This is a genomic window from Skermanella pratensis (assembly GCF_008843145.1).
Lineage (GTDB): Bacteria > Pseudomonadota > Alphaproteobacteria > Azospirillales > Azospirillaceae > Skermanella > Skermanella pratensis.
In genome coordinates this window covers 5515348-5529883 of record NZ_CP030265.1, presented here as the reverse complement: position 1 = coordinate 5529883, position 14536 = coordinate 5515348, and the positions used below count along the sequence as shown (strand labels likewise).

Below are 14536 nucleotides of genomic sequence, written 5' to 3'. Positions count from 1 at the left end.
GCCCTGCAAGAACCGCTCGATTCCGCTGGCATGGCGGATTTGAAGCAACGCGCAACCATCCTTCTGGCGCGCGGCGACCTGGAAGGGACCCGGGCCCTGGTGGATGCGGCGCTCGGCGCCCTGCCGGAGGACGCCGACCTGCTGGCGCTGCGGGGAGCTTGCCGCGCCCGCCAGGGCGAACTGGGCGACGCGGTCCAGGATCTGGCGACCGCCGTGATGGTCAGGCCCCATGACTGGGAACTGCTCAACGGCTTCGCCGTGCATCTCCAGAAATTGCAGATGTTCGACGAGGCGGTCGTCTTCCACGTGAAGGCGATCAACAATTCGGAACCCGAGCAGCATTCCCAGCTCTACGTGAACCTGGGCCTCGCGATGCGGGGGCAGGGCAACCACGAGGCGGCGGTCGAACTGTTCGAAACCGTCCTGGCGGCTCACCCCGACATGGCCGATGCGGCGGTAAACCTGTCGAGCACGCTGAATTTCCTGAAGGATTTCGGGCGCAGCATCGAGGTCTGCCGACGTACCCTGGCCTTCGTCGAGGCGCCGGAACTGTACCACAACATGGGCAACGCCCTGCACCGCAGCCCCGGCCGCCGCGCCGACGCCGCGGCGGCGTTCGAACGGGCCGTCGAACTGGACCCGACGAATTCCCGGTCGCGGCACATGCTGGCATTGCTGCGGAACGAGGCGATGGATACCGTTCCGCCCGAGTTCGTGGCGGGGCTGTTCGACGATTACGCCAGCCACTTCGAAACCGACCTGATCGAGAAGCTGCGATACCGCGTGCCGGGCCTAGTCCGCCGCTACCTGCTGAAGGCCGCTCCCGGCCGGTCGCGCTTCGCCTCCGTCCTCGACCTCGGCTGCGGGACCGGCTTGGCCGGCCTCATGCTGCGCGACCTCGCCGACTTCCAGAAGGGCGTCGACATCTCCCGCAACATGCTGGCCAAGGCGCTGGAGAAGCGCGTCTACGACCAGATCGAAGCCGTCAACCTGCAGGAGTCGCTGGGCGAGATCGACCGCGCCTATTCGGTCGCGGTCGCCGCCGACGTGTGCGGCTATATCGGCCGGCTCGACGGGTTCGTCTCCAAGGTCTCCGGCGTCCTGGAAGCCGGCGGCCTGTTCGTCTTCTCGGTCGAGGAGTGTTTCCTTGACGACTATGAAATTTCCACGGCGGGCCGCTTCGCCCATCGCCGGTCCTATGTCGAGAATGCCCTGGCCGACGCCGGCTTCGAGGTGTTGACCGCCGCCCGCGAGCAGCTCCGCGTCAACGCCGGCCGGCCGGTGTTCGGTACGATCTTCGTCGCCCGGAAACCGGGCTGAGGCACCGGGCCCGCCGGACCATCCGCACCGCTTCCAGAACCGAGTGAGCAAGAATGGCGCTTCGATACTCCGTCAAGAAAGGTGAGGTCCTGTATATCGAGGGCGTCCGGATGCAGTTCGTCGACAATTCGGAGATATTGCTGCTCGACCAGTGCGATATCCTGCCAGAACGGATGACCATCAAGGACCCCAGCGCGCTGACCATGCTCCAGACGTTCTACTATGTGATCCAGGAAACCTACATCAAGCACCGCAGCTCCCGGGAGGGACAGCACGGTGATATCCTGAGGATCTGGCATAACGTGAAGGAGCATCTGCGAAAGGCAGGTTCGCGGCACGGCGCCGGTTTCGACATCGAGGCCGTGGAGCCGCTGCTGGACCAGAAGAACTACTACAGGCTCCTGAAGATGCTCTGGAAGGTCATCGATCTGGAGACCCCGGACTTCTGGACGAACAACTCCGAACATGTCCGGCAAAGCGAGAACTACGTGAAGAGCTTCCAGCCCAGGCATGTGAGAAGATAACGCATCCCGGTGCCCCCGGCCCCGTCAGTGGGCCATCAGCACGGGGATCCGGGCCGGGTTTTCCAGCACATGGCGGGTCGTGCCGCCCAGGACCATCTCGCGGAAACGGCTGTGTCCGTAGGCGCCCATGACCAGCAGGCCGGCGCCCAGGTCGAGGGCGCGCTGGGTCAGCACCTGTCCCATCGGCTCCTCCTCGACCCTCGGCAACCTGTCTATGGCCGCGTCGATGCCGTGCCACGCGAGATATGCGGCAAGGTCCACGGCGCCGTCGATCTGGCGGCGGAAGTCCTCCTGTACCAGGATCAGGACCTTGGACGCGCGGGTCAGCAGCGGCATCGCATCGATGATCGCGTGCGTCGCCTCGGCGCTGTCGTTCCAGGCGATCGCGACGGCCTTTCCTAAGTTTTCTACCGGCCCCAAACCCTCGAACGGAATGGCGGGGGCCAGCAGGAGCGGCCGTCCCGCGTCGAACAGCACCGCGTCGCGGACCCTGGCCAGGGTCCCCGGGAAGGGACGCTCGCCCTGGGGCAGGACGGTCAGGTCGGCGCAGCGGGCGATCCTCGCCAGGGTCCGCTCGACGTTCCCCGGTTTCCTGTGAAACCAGGCGCTGGCACCCCCGCTGCCCGCGCCGGGCGCCTCGGCCAGCGGCAGGGCGGCCGCCTGCCGGACCTCGTCGAAGCACCGTTCGGCCTCGCGCCCGGCGGCGGCCACGGCCTCCTCCCTTTCCCGGATCAACTCTTCGATGAACTCGGGCGGAACCGCCTCGCCCATGATCGGAATGCTCCCGGCCGGGTCCGCGGCCAGGAAGACCCCTTCGACATGGGCGTCCAGCAGCCGGGCCATGCCGAACGCCAGCGCCAGCGAGGTCCGGTCGGACGGCTGGCCGTCCAGCGGTGCCAGGATCTTCCTGATCATGGGTAACCCTCCCCGTCACGCCGTCGGATGGGGCGCCGGATCGTGCCGTTTCACGTCCAGCCGCCGGCGCCTGACATGGTCCTCAAGCCGCCGGACCGCCGCGTCGAAGGCGGCGCGAAGGGCGGCGTGAGCGTTCTCGTGGACGCCGTCGGCGACCAGTTCCCCGCCCGGAACGGTCAAGTCGACCGTCACCTGGTAGAGATCGCCCTGCTGGCGACTGCCGTGGGGCCGCTCCACGACCACGTGGCACGCCACGACATGCTCGCAGAAATGATCCAGCTTCGCGGCCTTCTCGCCGATGCGCGCTTCCAGCGCCGGCGACGGATCCAGGTTCTTGAAGGTGATCTTGAGTGGTGTTTCCATTTGATCCGCCTCGGGTGATCCGCCTCAGGGTTGGCTCATGGCCGGGACTGGAGGGAAGCGGGCTAAGAGCCCGAAACCTCGATCCTGCGTGCCGGCCGCGAGGCTTCCTCGGTCTTGGGCAGCGTGACGGTGAGCACGCCGTCCTTCATCGCCGCGGCGATCCTGTCCTGATCGACCGTTTCCGGGATGGGGAAGGAGCGCTGGAACGAGCCGTAGCGCCGTTCGGACAGGTGGAGCTGCTTCTCCGTTTCCTCTTTTTCCTCGCGCTTCTCGCCCTTCACGGTCAGCATCCTGCCGCTGACGCTGATCTCGACGTCCTTCTGGTCGATGCCGGGGAGTTCCAGCGTGACCACGTATTCCTTCTCCTTCTCGGCGACCTCGGCGGTGGGCACCGCTCCCGAGAACACCGTCTCGAACCGGCGGAACGGCTCGAAATCCATCAGGCGCGTGCGGAAGGGGCTGCGCATCATGCCGCCGGAGAAATCGTCGAACAGGCGGTCGATCTCGTCACGCAGGCTCAGCAGGGGGTGTCCGGCACGGTCGGCCGCATCCTTGCTCCCGGTCGCCGCGGGCTGGGTTTCGGACGTCCCGGCTGATTTGTCCAGGTTGCTGGTCATGGCTCGATCCTCCTGAGGTCCAGGGCTGTTTCTTGATTGGCGCGACCTCGGTGCCGCCGCACGGAAAAGACTGCCGCGGTGCCGGCCGGCGTGCCTTAACCTGGATCAAGCGTGCCTGTTTTCCCCACCGTCAGCACGGCGGCCCCCGTGATGGCGCCGGACCGGAGCGCCGCCACGGCCTCGTTGGCCCGCTCCAGCGGATACTCCGTCACCCGCGTCCGGACCGGCACCCGGGGGGCCAGCGCCAGGAACTCCTCGCCGTCGCGCCGGGTCAGGTTGGCGACGGAGCGGACGACCCGTTCGCCCCACAGGATCTCGTAGGGAAACGAGGGGATGTCGCTCATGTGGATGCCGGCGCACACCACCGTGCCTCCCTTGGTCACGGCCCGAAGCGCCAGCGGCACCAGCGGTCCCGAGGGGGCGAACAGGATGGCGGCGTCGAGCGGCTCGGGCGGCTGCTCGTCGGACCCGCCGGCCCAGGCAGCCCCCAGTTCGCAGGCCAGGTCCCGGGCGCCCCGGTCGCCCGGCCGGGTGAAGGCGAAGACCTCGCGCCCCTGGTGGCGGGCGACCTGCGCCACGATGTGGGCCGCGGCCCCGAAGCCGTAGAGCCCGAGGCGGGCGGCGTCGCCGGCCATGCGGAGCGCCCGGTAGCCGATCAGGCCGGCGCACATCAGCGGCGCCGCCTCGGAGTCCGAATAGAACGGGTCGATCGGGAAGCAGTAGCGGGCGTCGGCCACCGTCAGCTCTGCATAGCCGCCGTCGATCTGGTATCCGGTATAGCGGGCCCGGTCGCACAGGTTCTCGCGGCCGGAAAGGCACCAGGCGCAGGTGCCGCAGCTCCAGCCGAGCCACGGCACCCCCACCCGGTCGCCTGGGGCGAACCGCTCCGCACCGGGCCCGGCCTCCACCACGGAGCCGATGATCTCATGGCCGGGGATGAGGGGCAGGGCGGGGTCGGGCAGCTCCCCGTCGATCACGTGCAGGTCCGTGCGGCAGACCGCGCAGGCATGCACCCGGATCAGGAGCCGGCCCGGCCCGGGGACGGGGTCGGGCCGGTCCGTCGGAACCAGCAGGCTGCCGGGGCGCTGCAGAACCATTGCCTTCATGGCGGGCGCTTTCGTGGCTTGTGTCCTGTCGGACGCGATCCTGCCCGACTGCCGGGGGTCTTCCCTTAACCTGGGTCAAGACGGTCCCGTGACCGCCCCGGCCCCGGCCCCGGCCCCCGTGCCGTCCCTTACGCGGCGGCGGTCGGCAGCAGCCCGCCCGTGATCGTGTCGAACACCGCCTTGAAGCGCGGATTCTCCATGTCCTGGGCGGCGAAACGGACATGCAGCGCACCGCCGTCGCCGTCCAGCACGTCGAAGCGCATCCGGACGCCGCGGCGGTCCAGCACCAGGACTCCCTGGGTGCCGACACGGATGCCGGTGACTCCGGCGATCATCGCCCCGCCTTCGGACAGGTTCGCGATCCTGGCGGACCGCCGGTCGGACCCGATCTCGACCGAGCAGGGTTCGTCCACGTCGAAGCGCACATCGCGCCGCCGGTTCGCCTCGGCGGTGGACGTGCGGACGACCCGGACCAGGACCCGGCGGAGGTCGTCGATGCTGACCGCGACCTCGCTGGAGCCGGCCTTCACCTGCGCCGCCTGCTCGCCGGTCTGGGCCACCTCGCTCGACACCTCGGAAATGCGGACCGAAACCTCGTGGGCGGCCACCGTGGTCTCGGCGACGTTGCGGCTGATCTCCTGGGTCGCCGCCGCCTGCTCCTCCATGGCCGCGGCGATCGCCCCGGACACCCGGTCGATTTCGCCGATCGTCTGGCCGATCTCCGCGACGGCGCTGACGGCGGTCGCGGTGACGCTCTGGATCTCGCTGATCTGGCGGGTGATCTCCTCGGTCGAGCGCGCCGTCTGGTTGGCCAGGTTCTTGACTTCCTGGGCCACGACGGCGAAGCCCTTGCCGGCCTCGCCGGCCCGCGCCGCCTCGATCGTCGCGTTCAGCGCCAGCAGGTTGGTCTGGCCGGCTATGGCGCTGATCAGCTCGGCGACCTCGTCGATCTTGCCGACCGCCTGGGACAGCGAGCCGATGGTCGCCTGGGTGCGTTCGCCGCTCTCGACCGCGCGGCGGGTCACAGCACCCGAATGTGCCACCTGGCCGGTGATCTCGCGGATCGAGGCGGCCAGCTGCTCGGTCGCGGCCGCGACCGTCTGGGCATTGGCGAGCGCCTGGTTGGCCGCAGCGGCCACGGTGCGGGAACTGGCGCCGACCCGCTCCGCCGACTCCGCCATGCCCTCGGCTTCCCGCGCCATGCCGCCGGTATGGACGGCGACCCGTTCGACCGCCGAGCGGGCCTCCCGCTCCACGGTCTCCGCCATCGCCTGGAGCGCCGCGGTCCTGGTTTCCGCCTCGGCCTCGGCATAGGTCTCCAGCAGCAGCTCCAGGTCCAGCCAGGCCAGCTTGTTCAGCGCGTTGCGCAACGCCAGCTTCCGGGCCGCGTCGCCGGACCGGAGCAGCGAGCCGAGACCGTGCCCCCCGGTCTCCAGGCCCAGCTCCTCGACGATGCCGGTGACCACGATGCTGTGGCAGATGGCCACCGCGTAGCCGGGCACGCCGTTGTCGTAGAACGCCCGGGCGAGCTGCGTCGCCGACCGCATGAAGTCGTCGTCGATCCGGCCGGACACGGCGCGGACCCAGTGCCGCACCCGGACGTCATGGACGGCAGGGTTGGCCAGCGCGGACTGGATCTCGGGCCAGGCGGCGAAACGGGACTGCCACTGCTCCAGCAGCGCGGGGAGCCGCTGTTCGGCAAAGGATCTCTGCTCGCGGACCAGATCGATGTCGGCGTCGGTCAGCTGGAACACGGCCAGGCGGCGGGATCGGCTGTCCGACGCGAGCCGTGGAGGATTGTTGTCGTCTGCGCTCATAAAGCCCTCTGGATTCGATGAGAGGCGTTCCCCTGCCGAACCTAAGGTTAGCATGATTTAGAAAATAAAATCTTAAGATGCTTATTGTGATCCGGCAGTCTAATCTTCGTCCATCTTACCTAGAAGTCCAGAACGCTAATCAAGTTTGCCTATTACCAAGTATATATCAATGATTTCTATAATTTGTAGCACTCAGCAACTAGGATCGGGGGAAGAATCCAAGGGTCGCGTTTAATAGAGAACGGTCGATGAGAAGCCAACTACAGAGGTTCATTTCCTTCGCTTTCGCGGCAGCCGATCTGCTGTTCGAAGTGGGGGATCGCGGCGAGATCCGCTTCGCCCTTGGCGCGGCCCTGACCCTGACGGATCGGCGCGACGACGAGCTGATCGGCAGGAACTGGCTCGACCTGTTCGACCCGGCGGACCGGAAGGCCGTCCGCGACCTTGCGGCGGCCCTGGGCCCGCAGGGACGCTCCGGACCGCTGGAAGTCCGCATGGCGGCTGCCGGCCCGGGATCGGAGCCGGCCCGGCGCGCGTCGCTCAGCGCCTGCCGGCTGGCCGGACCGCAGGAATGGTTGTCCTGCGTTCTGACGGCGCTTCCGGCCGCCGGCGATCCCGGCGCTGATCTCGTCGGCATCGAGGACTTCGTCGAAGCCGCCTGCAAGGCGGGCGAGGCCGGCGCCAACATGACGCTCGTCGAGGCGCCGGGGCTGGTCGGGCTGGCGCAGAGCAATCCGGCCATGTGCAATACCCTGGTGCAGCGGATCAGCACCCTGCTGCGGAATTCGGCGGTCGACGGCAACGCCGCGGCACGGCTGGGGGAGGCGCGTTTCGGGGTCACCCACAGGGGCAGCGAGACCATCCTGCGCAAGGGCTTGGCCGACATCACGGAGGAGGGGGCCCGCAACGGGATCGACCTCGGGCTCAGCACCCATGACATGGCGCTCGACGCCGGAGGGCTGGGCCAGGACGAACTGCTGCAGGCGGTCCGCTTCGCGGTCAACCGGTTCTCCGCCCGGGGTCCGGCGGCGGCGCTGCCCGGCTCGATGACCCAGGCCTTCGAGCAGATGGTGGATACCGCGATCCGGCGCATGAACGACTTCGCGGAGGTCGTGCGGGAAGAGAAGTTCGATCTGTCCTTCCAGCCGATCGTCGAGTTGGCGACCGGGGCGCTCCACCATTTCGAGGTCCTGGCCCGCTTCACGGACGGCACCAGCCCCTTCGAGAAGGTCCAGTTCGCGGAGGAGATCGGCGTCATCGAGAAGTTCGACTTCGCCGTCTGCACGCGGTCGGTCTCGGCCATGCGGTCCCGGGACCGGGAGCCCGGGACCGGGCCGCTTCGCCTCGCCATCAATCTCTCCGGCCAGTCGCTGGAGAACTCCGTGTTCATCCGGCTGCTTCTGGCGCTGCTGGACGAGAACCGGGACCTTGCCGGCCGGCTGTCCCTGGAGATCACGGAAAGCGCCCGGCTGCGCGACCTGGCCCGGGCCGATCAGGTGATCCAGGAGGTCAGGCGGCGCGGCTTCGCCGTGTATCTCGACGATTTCGGGGCCGGCGCCGCGTCTTTCCAGTACCTCCAGGCGCTGGCCATCGACGGGGTGAAGATCGACGGCTCCTACATCAGGCGGATCGGCGGATCGCGCCGGGACGACACCCTGCTGCGCGGACTCGTCCGGCTGTGCGGCGACCTGGAGATCGGGACCATCGGCGAAATGGTGGAAACCGCCGCCCAAAGCGATTTCCTCCGCGGCATCGGCGTCACCCTGGGCCAGGGATGGCTGTTCGGCAAGGCCGCGCCGACGCCGGTCTGGACGCCGAAGCGGCTGGAGCCGGTGGCGTCGCCACGCCTGCGCGGCCGGCGCCAGGGCGTCATGGAGAGCTGGAGTTGAGGTCGAAACCCGGCGTTTCCCTTAACCTGAACATAAGAGTATGCACGCTAAGCTTTCTAATGAATTGTCGGGGGAGCGGGCTGGAGAATGATCGGAAAGCAGGCGAAGGGGCCGCCGTGCCGATCCGCGCATGGGGCGGAGAGGTTCGGGTCCGATGCAGGCCCCTCCCTTTGACCTGAAGGCGGCCACCGGTTCCGCCGACGCGGTTCCCGGAATGGTGCTGCCGACGGCGGAGGAGATCGCGACCCTGCCGGCCCGGACCATCGAGCGGATCCACCGGTATTCGGCGGAACTGCCGCCGTCCCCCGCCCGCGCGGCGCTGGAGGACGCGCTTCGTCCCCGGCTGCGGGCGACCCGGCCGCCCAAGGTGATCACGCCGATGCGGCTGTTCTGCCTGCCGTTCGAGGACCTGCTGACCGACCGGAACCCCCGGCTGCGCCCGGCCGGGTTGATTCCCCGCCGCATCCTGATGCCGTTCTGGCGGCTGCTGACCAGGCCCGCGACTGTCTCCGGCCTGCTGCGCGGCCCGACCGCGGAGTTCCCGCTGCCGCTCCGGGCGGACCGCGACGCGCTCGACCATCCCCTGTTCGAGGCGGGCCGGGGGACCCTGTCGGCGATGCGCGCCGCGGCGGTGGGCAACCCCGCCATCGCCAACGTGGGCAAGCGCATCCATCCCGACATCTGGGACATCGTTCCGGAGATGGACCTGGCGATCGGACTGCGCTTCGACCTCTGGCGCATCCGCCAGGACCTCGCGCGGGGCCGCGCCGACCCGGCGGTGTCGGAATTCCTGCGCGCCGCCGCCGACGACGCTCGCGCCATGCATGTCATGCTGCTCTCCCTGGCGCGTTCCCCCCTGTCGCGCGGCGCCTTCCCCGACTTCGCCACCGCGCTCGGCCGCCACAGGTCCAAGGAGGTCGTCCGCATCCTGTCCGACATCGTGCGCTGCACCGCCGACGACGCCCGCCAGGACATCGGGCTGGAGACCGCGGAGGAAGCGGCGCGCGACCTGGACCCCGCGGCGCTGGCGCGCGGGCTCCGTCCGGCCGCCGAACGGCTGGCCGTGCTGCGCGCCCAGCCCATGGGCCGCGCCGGAACGGCCGCCGCCGAGCGCCTGGGCGATGACCTCGGGGCGACGGTCCGCGACAGGCTGATGCCCAACGTGGACGGGATGATCGAACGCCTGCCCGTCATGCCCCGGACCGGGGACGAATCGGAGTTCGTCGCGGCCCTGACGGCGGCGGTCGAGATGCTGTCGGTCGGCCGCGAGGTCTGCGCCGGCGCCGGGTTCGCGGACATGACCGCCGCCTCGGTCGAGCGCCTGATGGCCGCGACCCGGCGGCGGATCGCCGCCCTGGCGCGTCCCGTTCCCGATACCGGTTCCGGCTCCCCCACCGGTACCTCCACCGGTACCGCCACCGGTACCTCCACCGGCGCCGCCCCGCCGCCCGACGCGGCTCCCGACCCGGCATTGGCCGACCGCGCGCTGCGCGTCGCGGCGCGGGCGGCCCACGCCTTCGAGTCGCTCTGCCCCCAGGAAAGCGTCCTGACCTTTCTCCAGACCGCCTTCGTCGACGCGACCGGCCGGCCCGCCCCCCGGACCCGGGAGGCTTTCCTGTCGGAGATCGTTCGGTCCTGCTGCACCCCGGCGCGGAGCGGGTAGGCGGGCCTTCCACGTGCGGTTGCCCAGCCGCAAGCAATTCTTCAATCCCTCGGGCGCATCATCGTCCGGCATCCCTTTCCGAAGAGCCGCTCACCATGAACGAGACCCTGCCGCCGTTCACGACCCGCCTGTCCGGCGACCATGTGCCCGCCACCTTCGAGGAGCGCGGCGCCACGGTACCGTTCCAGAAGCCGGACCTGGCCAATGCCCGCGTCAGACGGGGCGCCCAGGGCGAACTCGAAGCGCTGGTCTACGGCTTTTCGGGCGGCCGCGGCGTCTATATCCTGCCGTGGCGCGCGCTCCCCGACATACTGCGCCTGAACCTGCACGACCTGACGCTTCATGCCGAAGTGCTGACCACCCTGGCGGTCACGCCCGAGCGCATCCAGGTCGCGGCCTACCGGGTCGCCCGCAGCGGCCTCGCCGGCGAGGCCATGCTCCAGGACGCCGACGATCTGCTGGCCGACCGCGCCCAGGTCGCCACGGTGACCGCCTTCCACCTGCTGCGCCGCCTGATCCCGTCGCCCGGCCTGACCGTCAACGGCTATCCCATGACCCCGCTGCTGCTGGCGACGGCTGCGGGCAAGGTCGCCGCCCGTGCCGCCCTGCAACCCGAGAACCTGTTCGACCGCATCCAGAAGGCCGCCTCCCTCGCCCTCCCGCTCGGCGTCGATGCCGAGGGCGGCCGGGGGCCGCTCCGCACCCTGTTCGCCCGGGTGCGCGACTTTGCCGCCCGCATCGAGGGCGCCGGCGGCGACGCGACCGTGCTGATCGCCGACGTCGCCCGGCTGACCGTGGCGATCGGCGAGGACCTGATCCGGCACGTCGATGCCATGACGGCGGACCCCGGCCCCCTTCTGGAAGACTGGGACTCGCGCGGCCCCGCCTTCAGGCAGGCGGTCGACCGCCTGGCCTGGCTGCTCGACGGCTGGCAGCCGGTCTGCGACCTCTGGAGCAACTGGCCGGGCAGCACCGCCGACCCCGCCCTGGCTCTGACCACGCTGCGCATCCTCCCCCTGGTCCCGAAGGACGAATGCGGCCGCTTCCACGCCGACGCCGCCAGCCTCTACCGACGGCAGAGCACGGTGTTCAACGCCTTGCAGGAGGAGGGGTGAAGGGATAGGGGGCGGGCGATATCCTGAGCGGAAGCGGGTTCACGCTCGCCGCTCCAGCAGACGCAGAAAGCTGCGCAGCTCGCTCGTGCGTTTTTTTTCGTCGATGATCTCGTCGTCGATCCCGATCCGCCAGGCAATGTCCCTGCGCGTAGCGTCGTCGTGCAGTTCGTCGAGCAAAGCTGCGTAAAACTCGATGGCCACGCGATCCCTTGCCATGTCCTGCGCGATGAGGTCGTCCGTCTGTCTGCGAAGGGATGCGGCGATCTCGCCGATCGTCAGCTCGGGATGATACTGCACGCCCCAGAAAATCCCGTTCTGCGACCTGATCTCCGCGGCTTCGATCGGCGTGCTCTTCGTCCTTGCCAGGACGACACCGCCTTCCGGCATGGTGTCGATGACGCTGAAATGCATGGCCGGAGCGTCCCAGACGATCGGCCGCCCCTGCAGGAGCGGATGATCACGCCCGGCTTCCGTTGCCGTGATCCCTCGCGCGAATCCGGCCTCCATCATCGTTTCGCGCGGCTTGCACGTCCCTCCTGCCGCGACGGCCGCGATCTGCAGACCGGCGCATGATCCGAACGCGGGCGTTCCGGACTCAAATACGTCCGTCGCGAAACGAGCGGCCGAACGGCTTTCCCCGGTATCCTCGTGCATCTGGATCGGAGAGCCGGCGAAGAAGATGCCATCATATCGACGAAGCTCGGGGATCGAAGGCGTTCTCGATCCATCGACACAGGACGCGAAATCGATGGAAGCGCCCTCGGCGAGCGAGCGTACGGTCGATGCATAGGTCTCGTGCGACGCAGCCCCAACGGATTGGCGGCGCGCTTCGGCTTGATCCGGCGTTTCGCTGGCGACGATCAGGAGGTGAAGGGACACGGGTATCCAATCTCTGGCTTCAGCGGACTTTTGAAAGGCAAACAGACGCCACGCCAAAAGGTGCGCCGGCACTGGTTGTCACGGAACGCTGAACCGGACTATCCGCGGCGGCTTTCCGGATGATCCTCCGGGAGGCCGTGGTTCGGATCCTGGACAAACAGGTTTGTTTCACCGGGCAGGTTTGTTTCCCCGGAATGCCCGACAGGCGTCTCGGCTAACGATCTGGAGCGGCGGGCATGAAACTCAAATCAATGTTGCGCCTTGGGCTGAGGTGTTCTCAGCCTCGGTTCCACGCGACCCGCGACATCGCAGGCCTTGTGTATCCATTAGATGATCATGCGATTGCTGAAAATCAAAAGGGCTTAGCTGGTTGCCAGCTAAGCCCTTGAATTCGATGGCGGACCCGATACGATTCGAACGTACGACCTCTGCCTTCGGAGGGCAGCGCTCTATCCAGCTGAGCTACGGGTCCAGCGACGGGGAGGACCATAGCCCATGCCAAGCCGCCGCGCAATGCCTGGTGGGCGTGTTTTCTCATACCTCCCGAAACACCGGCCACCCCCGCCCCCGTTCACCGCACCGCCACCACCGACCGGCTCCCGCCGCCGCCGCCGCCAAGCTCCCCCGACATCGGCCCGACCGCCAGCCCGGCGATCGCCGCCGCGATCTTCTCCCCGCCGCGCACCGACGGCTCGATGGGGTTCGCATAGTCCTCGTCCCGGTCGCAGACGAGGCGCAGGTCGACCAGCGGCAGCCCGCGCGCGAAGGCGGCGCGGGTTATGCGGTCGTTCAGCAGGCACAGCGCCGTCACCACCAGACGCCGGCGCGGTTCCGGTATCCGGGTGTCGTAGATGGTGCAGACGGCCGTGGGAAGGCCGCGTTCCAGCACCCGGTCGAGCATGGCTTCATAATCCCGCCCGAACCGCTCCCGGATGGTGGCGAGCCTGTCCACCGCCTCCGCCACCGACCGCGCCCCGGCCTCCAGCACGCTTGCATAGCCCAGCGCGTCGTTGCCGCCGGTGCTGACGACCAGATGGCTCGCGTCCGCCGGAAGCCGGTCGAGCTGCCGTTCCACACCGCCGATCACGCTGCCGTCCACCGCCCGCAGCGTCGCCCGCCAGCCGGCCGGCAGACGGTCGCGCAGCTGCGCCACCACGTCGGGTCCGCCCCCGACATAGGCGGCATTGTCGAACACGGAATCTCCGAGCAGCACCAGATGGCCCATGGGCATGTCTCCCTTCCAGGTCGATGACGGCGATGGCATTCTCAGCCCCCGGGCCAACAGTCCGACCGGGCGAACGCTCCCGGAAGGACCTGAGCGCTGGAAACGGCCCACGCAACCGGTATGCCCGTCCGCCCGTTGGTTGCTTGGCCCCGCATCACTTCGCTCCGCTCCGCCTTACTCCACCGTCAGACGATGTGCCATCCCATGTGCTCCTGCTCCCCGCCGCTCGACCGCCGCCGCATGCTCGGCCTGCTTGCCGGCGTGGCCGCGGCGCCGCTGGTCGCCGGCTGCGACGAGATCGGCGGCTTTCCGATCCAGCTCGTTTCCGACGAGACCGTCCGCCGGCTCGGGGTGGAAAGCTGGCAACGCATCCGGGCGCAGACGCCGGTATCGCAGGCCCGGGACCTGCAGCAGGTCCTCCAGGCGATCGGCCGGCGCCTGCTCCAGGCGGCCGGCGAGGACCCCGCCCGGTGGGAAATGGTCGTCTTCGCCCGCGACGAGCCCAACGCCTTCGCCCTGCCCGGCGGCAAGATCGGCGTGTTCGAAGGCATGTTCCGGGTCGCCGCCAACGAGGACCAGCTTGCCGCCGTCATCGGCCACGAGATCGGGCATAACCAGGCCGAGCACTCCCAGGAACGGCTGAGCGTCGCGGCGGCCAAGCAGTTCGGTCTGCAACTGGTCAGCGCGGCGCTCCAGATCGGGGACGTGGCCTACGCCAACCAGATCGCGGCGCTGCTCGGCGTCGGGGTGGAGTTCGGGCTGGAACTGCCATACTCGCGGCGCCAGGAACTGGAGGCGGACGAACTCGGGCTGCTGACCATGGCCAAGGCGCGCTTCGACCCCCGGGAGGCGGTGGAACTGTGGCGGCTGATGGAGCGCGCCGGGGGACGGACGGCGCCCGCCTTCATCTCCACCCACCCGGCGCCCAGGGCGCGCATCGAAGCGCTGGAGCAGATCCTGCCCCAGGTTCTGCGGAACGGCTGAGACAGCCATGGTAGGGGCGTCGGCGGGACCTGCGCGCTACGATGGGTTACCCGGCAACCCGGAAGTTCGATGACGCCCTGCATCGACGCTCCGCCGAACTCATCAAGAATTGCCGTGCA

13 protein-coding genes and 1 tRNA gene are annotated in these 14536 nt (G+C 68.9%); 6 read left to right on the top strand and 8 right to left on the bottom strand.

What is annotated here, in order from left to right:
• The first annotated feature begins 30 nt into the window (after positions 1-30).
• Together DPR14_RS25430 and DPR14_RS25425 are read left to right on the top strand one after the other, a co-directional pair.
• The gene (locus DPR14_RS25430) at positions 31-1320 is read left to right on the top strand and encodes a tetratricopeptide repeat protein (protein WP_192499166.1); all 1290 of its coding nucleotides are present in this window, start codon (positions 31-33) and stop codon (positions 1318-1320) included.
• A 53-nt stretch (positions 1321-1373) separates the two neighbouring features.
• A complete protein-coding gene (locus tag DPR14_RS25425) occupies positions 1374-1844 on the top strand; it encodes a flagellar biosynthesis repressor FlbT (protein WP_158047636.1) in 471 nt (156 codons plus the stop codon).
• Between the two features lie 24 nt (positions 1845-1868).
• Here the strand turns inward: DPR14_RS25425 and DPR14_RS25420 are convergent, their stop codons facing one another.
• From DPR14_RS25420 to DPR14_RS25400, 5 genes are all read right to left on the bottom strand, one after another.
• Complete coding sequence (locus tag DPR14_RS25420) at positions 1869-2759, bottom strand: universal stress protein (protein WP_158047635.1); 891 nt, start codon at positions 2757-2759, stop codon at positions 1869-1871.
• A 15-nt stretch (positions 2760-2774) separates the two neighbouring features.
• Complete coding sequence (locus DPR14_RS25415) at positions 2775-3122, bottom strand: HPF/RaiA family ribosome-associated protein (RefSeq protein WP_158047634.1); 348 nt, start codon at positions 3120-3122, stop codon at positions 2775-2777.
• 62 nt (positions 3123-3184) lie between these two features.
• Complete coding sequence (locus DPR14_RS25410) at positions 3185-3739, bottom strand: Hsp20/alpha crystallin family protein (protein WP_158047633.1); 555 nt, start codon at positions 3737-3739, stop codon at positions 3185-3187.
• Positions 3740-3834: 95 nt separating this feature from the next.
• Positions 3835-4845, bottom strand: a complete 1011-nt coding sequence (locus DPR14_RS25405; protein WP_158047632.1) for a zinc-dependent alcohol dehydrogenase family protein — start codon at positions 4843-4845, stop codon at positions 3835-3837.
• A 128-nt stretch (positions 4846-4973) separates the two neighbouring features.
• Positions 4974-6662 carry a methyl-accepting chemotaxis protein gene (locus tag DPR14_RS25400; RefSeq protein ID WP_246148579.1) on the bottom strand — a complete coding sequence of 563 codons (1689 nt, stop codon included), beginning with the start codon at positions 6660-6662 and terminating at the stop codon, positions 4974-4976.
• A 248-nt stretch (positions 6663-6910) separates the two neighbouring features.
• On the opposite strand from DPR14_RS25400, the gene DPR14_RS25395 reads away from it, so the two are divergent.
• The 3 genes from DPR14_RS25395 to DPR14_RS25385 all read left to right on the top strand — a co-directional run bounded on the left by DPR14_RS25395 (position 6911) and on the right by DPR14_RS25385 (position 11329).
• Positions 6911-8551: a sensor domain-containing phosphodiesterase gene (locus DPR14_RS25395; protein WP_158047630.1), complete on the top strand. Its 1641-nt coding sequence runs from the start codon at positions 6911-6913 to the stop codon at positions 8549-8551.
• A gap of 154 nt (positions 8552-8705) precedes the next feature.
• The gene (locus DPR14_RS27615; RefSeq protein WP_192499165.1) at positions 8706-10214 is read left to right on the top strand and encodes a hypothetical protein; all 1509 of its coding nucleotides are present in this window, start codon (positions 8706-8708) and stop codon (positions 10212-10214) included.
• A gap of 95 nt (positions 10215-10309) precedes the next feature.
• Positions 10310-11329 carry a hypothetical protein gene (locus tag DPR14_RS25385; protein ID WP_158047629.1) on the top strand — a complete coding sequence of 340 codons (1020 nt, stop codon included), beginning with the start codon at positions 10310-10312 and terminating at the stop codon, positions 11327-11329.
• 39 nt (positions 11330-11368) lie between these two features.
• Here the strand turns inward: DPR14_RS25385 and DPR14_RS25380 are convergent, their stop codons facing one another.
• The 3 genes from DPR14_RS25380 to DPR14_RS25370 form a co-directional block, all read right to left on the bottom strand.
• A complete protein-coding gene (locus DPR14_RS25380) occupies positions 11369-12208 on the bottom strand; it encodes a glutamine amidotransferase-related protein (RefSeq protein WP_192499164.1) in 840 nt (279 codons plus the stop codon).
• Between the two features lie 395 nt (positions 12209-12603).
• Positions 12604-12680: transfer RNA gene (locus DPR14_RS25375), tRNA-Arg, on the bottom strand.
• Positions 12681-12779: 99 nt separating this feature from the next.
• Positions 12780-13472 carry an SGNH/GDSL hydrolase family protein gene (locus tag DPR14_RS25370; protein WP_211103875.1) on the bottom strand — a complete coding sequence of 231 codons (693 nt, stop codon included), beginning with the start codon at positions 13470-13472 and terminating at the stop codon, positions 12780-12782.
• Between the two features lie 165 nt (positions 13473-13637).
• On the opposite strand from DPR14_RS25370, the gene DPR14_RS25365 reads away from it, so the two are divergent.
• The gene (locus DPR14_RS25365) at positions 13638-14417 is read left to right on the top strand and encodes a M48 family metallopeptidase (RefSeq protein ID WP_192499163.1); all 780 of its coding nucleotides are present in this window, start codon (positions 13638-13640) and stop codon (positions 14415-14417) included.
• Positions 14418-14536: the final 119 nt, after the last annotated feature.

What these genes read in the sequence shown, in the direction of transcription:
- DPR14_RS25420 (WP_158047635.1), bottom strand. Translation starts at nt 2,759, where the DNA reads ATGATCAGGAAGATCCTGGCACCGCTGGACGGCCAGCCGTCCGACCGG.
- DPR14_RS25385 (WP_158047629.1), top strand. Translation starts at nt 10,310, where the DNA reads ATGAACGAGACCCTGCCGCCGTTCACGACCCGCCTGTCCGGCGACCAT.
- DPR14_RS25365 (WP_192499163.1), top strand. Translation starts at nt 13,638, where the DNA reads ATGTGCTCCTGCTCCCCGCCGCTCGACCGCCGCCGCATGCTCGGCCTG.
- DPR14_RS25415 (WP_158047634.1), bottom strand. Translation starts at nt 3,122, where the DNA reads ATGGAAACACCACTCAAGATCACCTTCAAGAACCTGGATCCGTCGCCG.
- DPR14_RS25405 (WP_158047632.1), bottom strand. Translation starts at nt 4,845, where the DNA reads ATGAAGGCAATGGTTCTGCAGCGCCCCGGCAGCCTGCTGGTTCCGACG.
- DPR14_RS25395 (WP_158047630.1), top strand. Translation starts at nt 6,911, where the DNA reads ATGAGAAGCCAACTACAGAGGTTCATTTCCTTCGCTTTCGCGGCAGCC.
- DPR14_RS25370 (WP_211103875.1), bottom strand. Translation starts at nt 13,472, where the DNA reads ATGCCATCGCCGTCATCGACCTGGAAGGGAGACATGCCCATGGGCCAT.
- DPR14_RS25425 (WP_158047636.1), top strand. Translation starts at nt 1,374, where the DNA reads ATGGCGCTTCGATACTCCGTCAAGAAAGGTGAGGTCCTGTATATCGAG.
- DPR14_RS27615 (WP_192499165.1), top strand. Translation starts at nt 8,706, where the DNA reads ATGCAGGCCCCTCCCTTTGACCTGAAGGCGGCCACCGGTTCCGCCGAC.
- DPR14_RS25430 (WP_192499166.1), top strand. Translation starts at nt 31, where the DNA reads ATGGCGGATTTGAAGCAACGCGCAACCATCCTTCTGGCGCGCGGCGAC.
- DPR14_RS25400 (WP_246148579.1), bottom strand. Translation starts at nt 6,662, where the DNA reads ATGAGCGCAGACGACAACAATCCTCCACGGCTCGCGTCGGACAGCCGA.
- DPR14_RS25410 (WP_158047633.1), bottom strand. Translation starts at nt 3,739, where the DNA reads ATGACCAGCAACCTGGACAAATCAGCCGGGACGTCCGAAACCCAGCCC.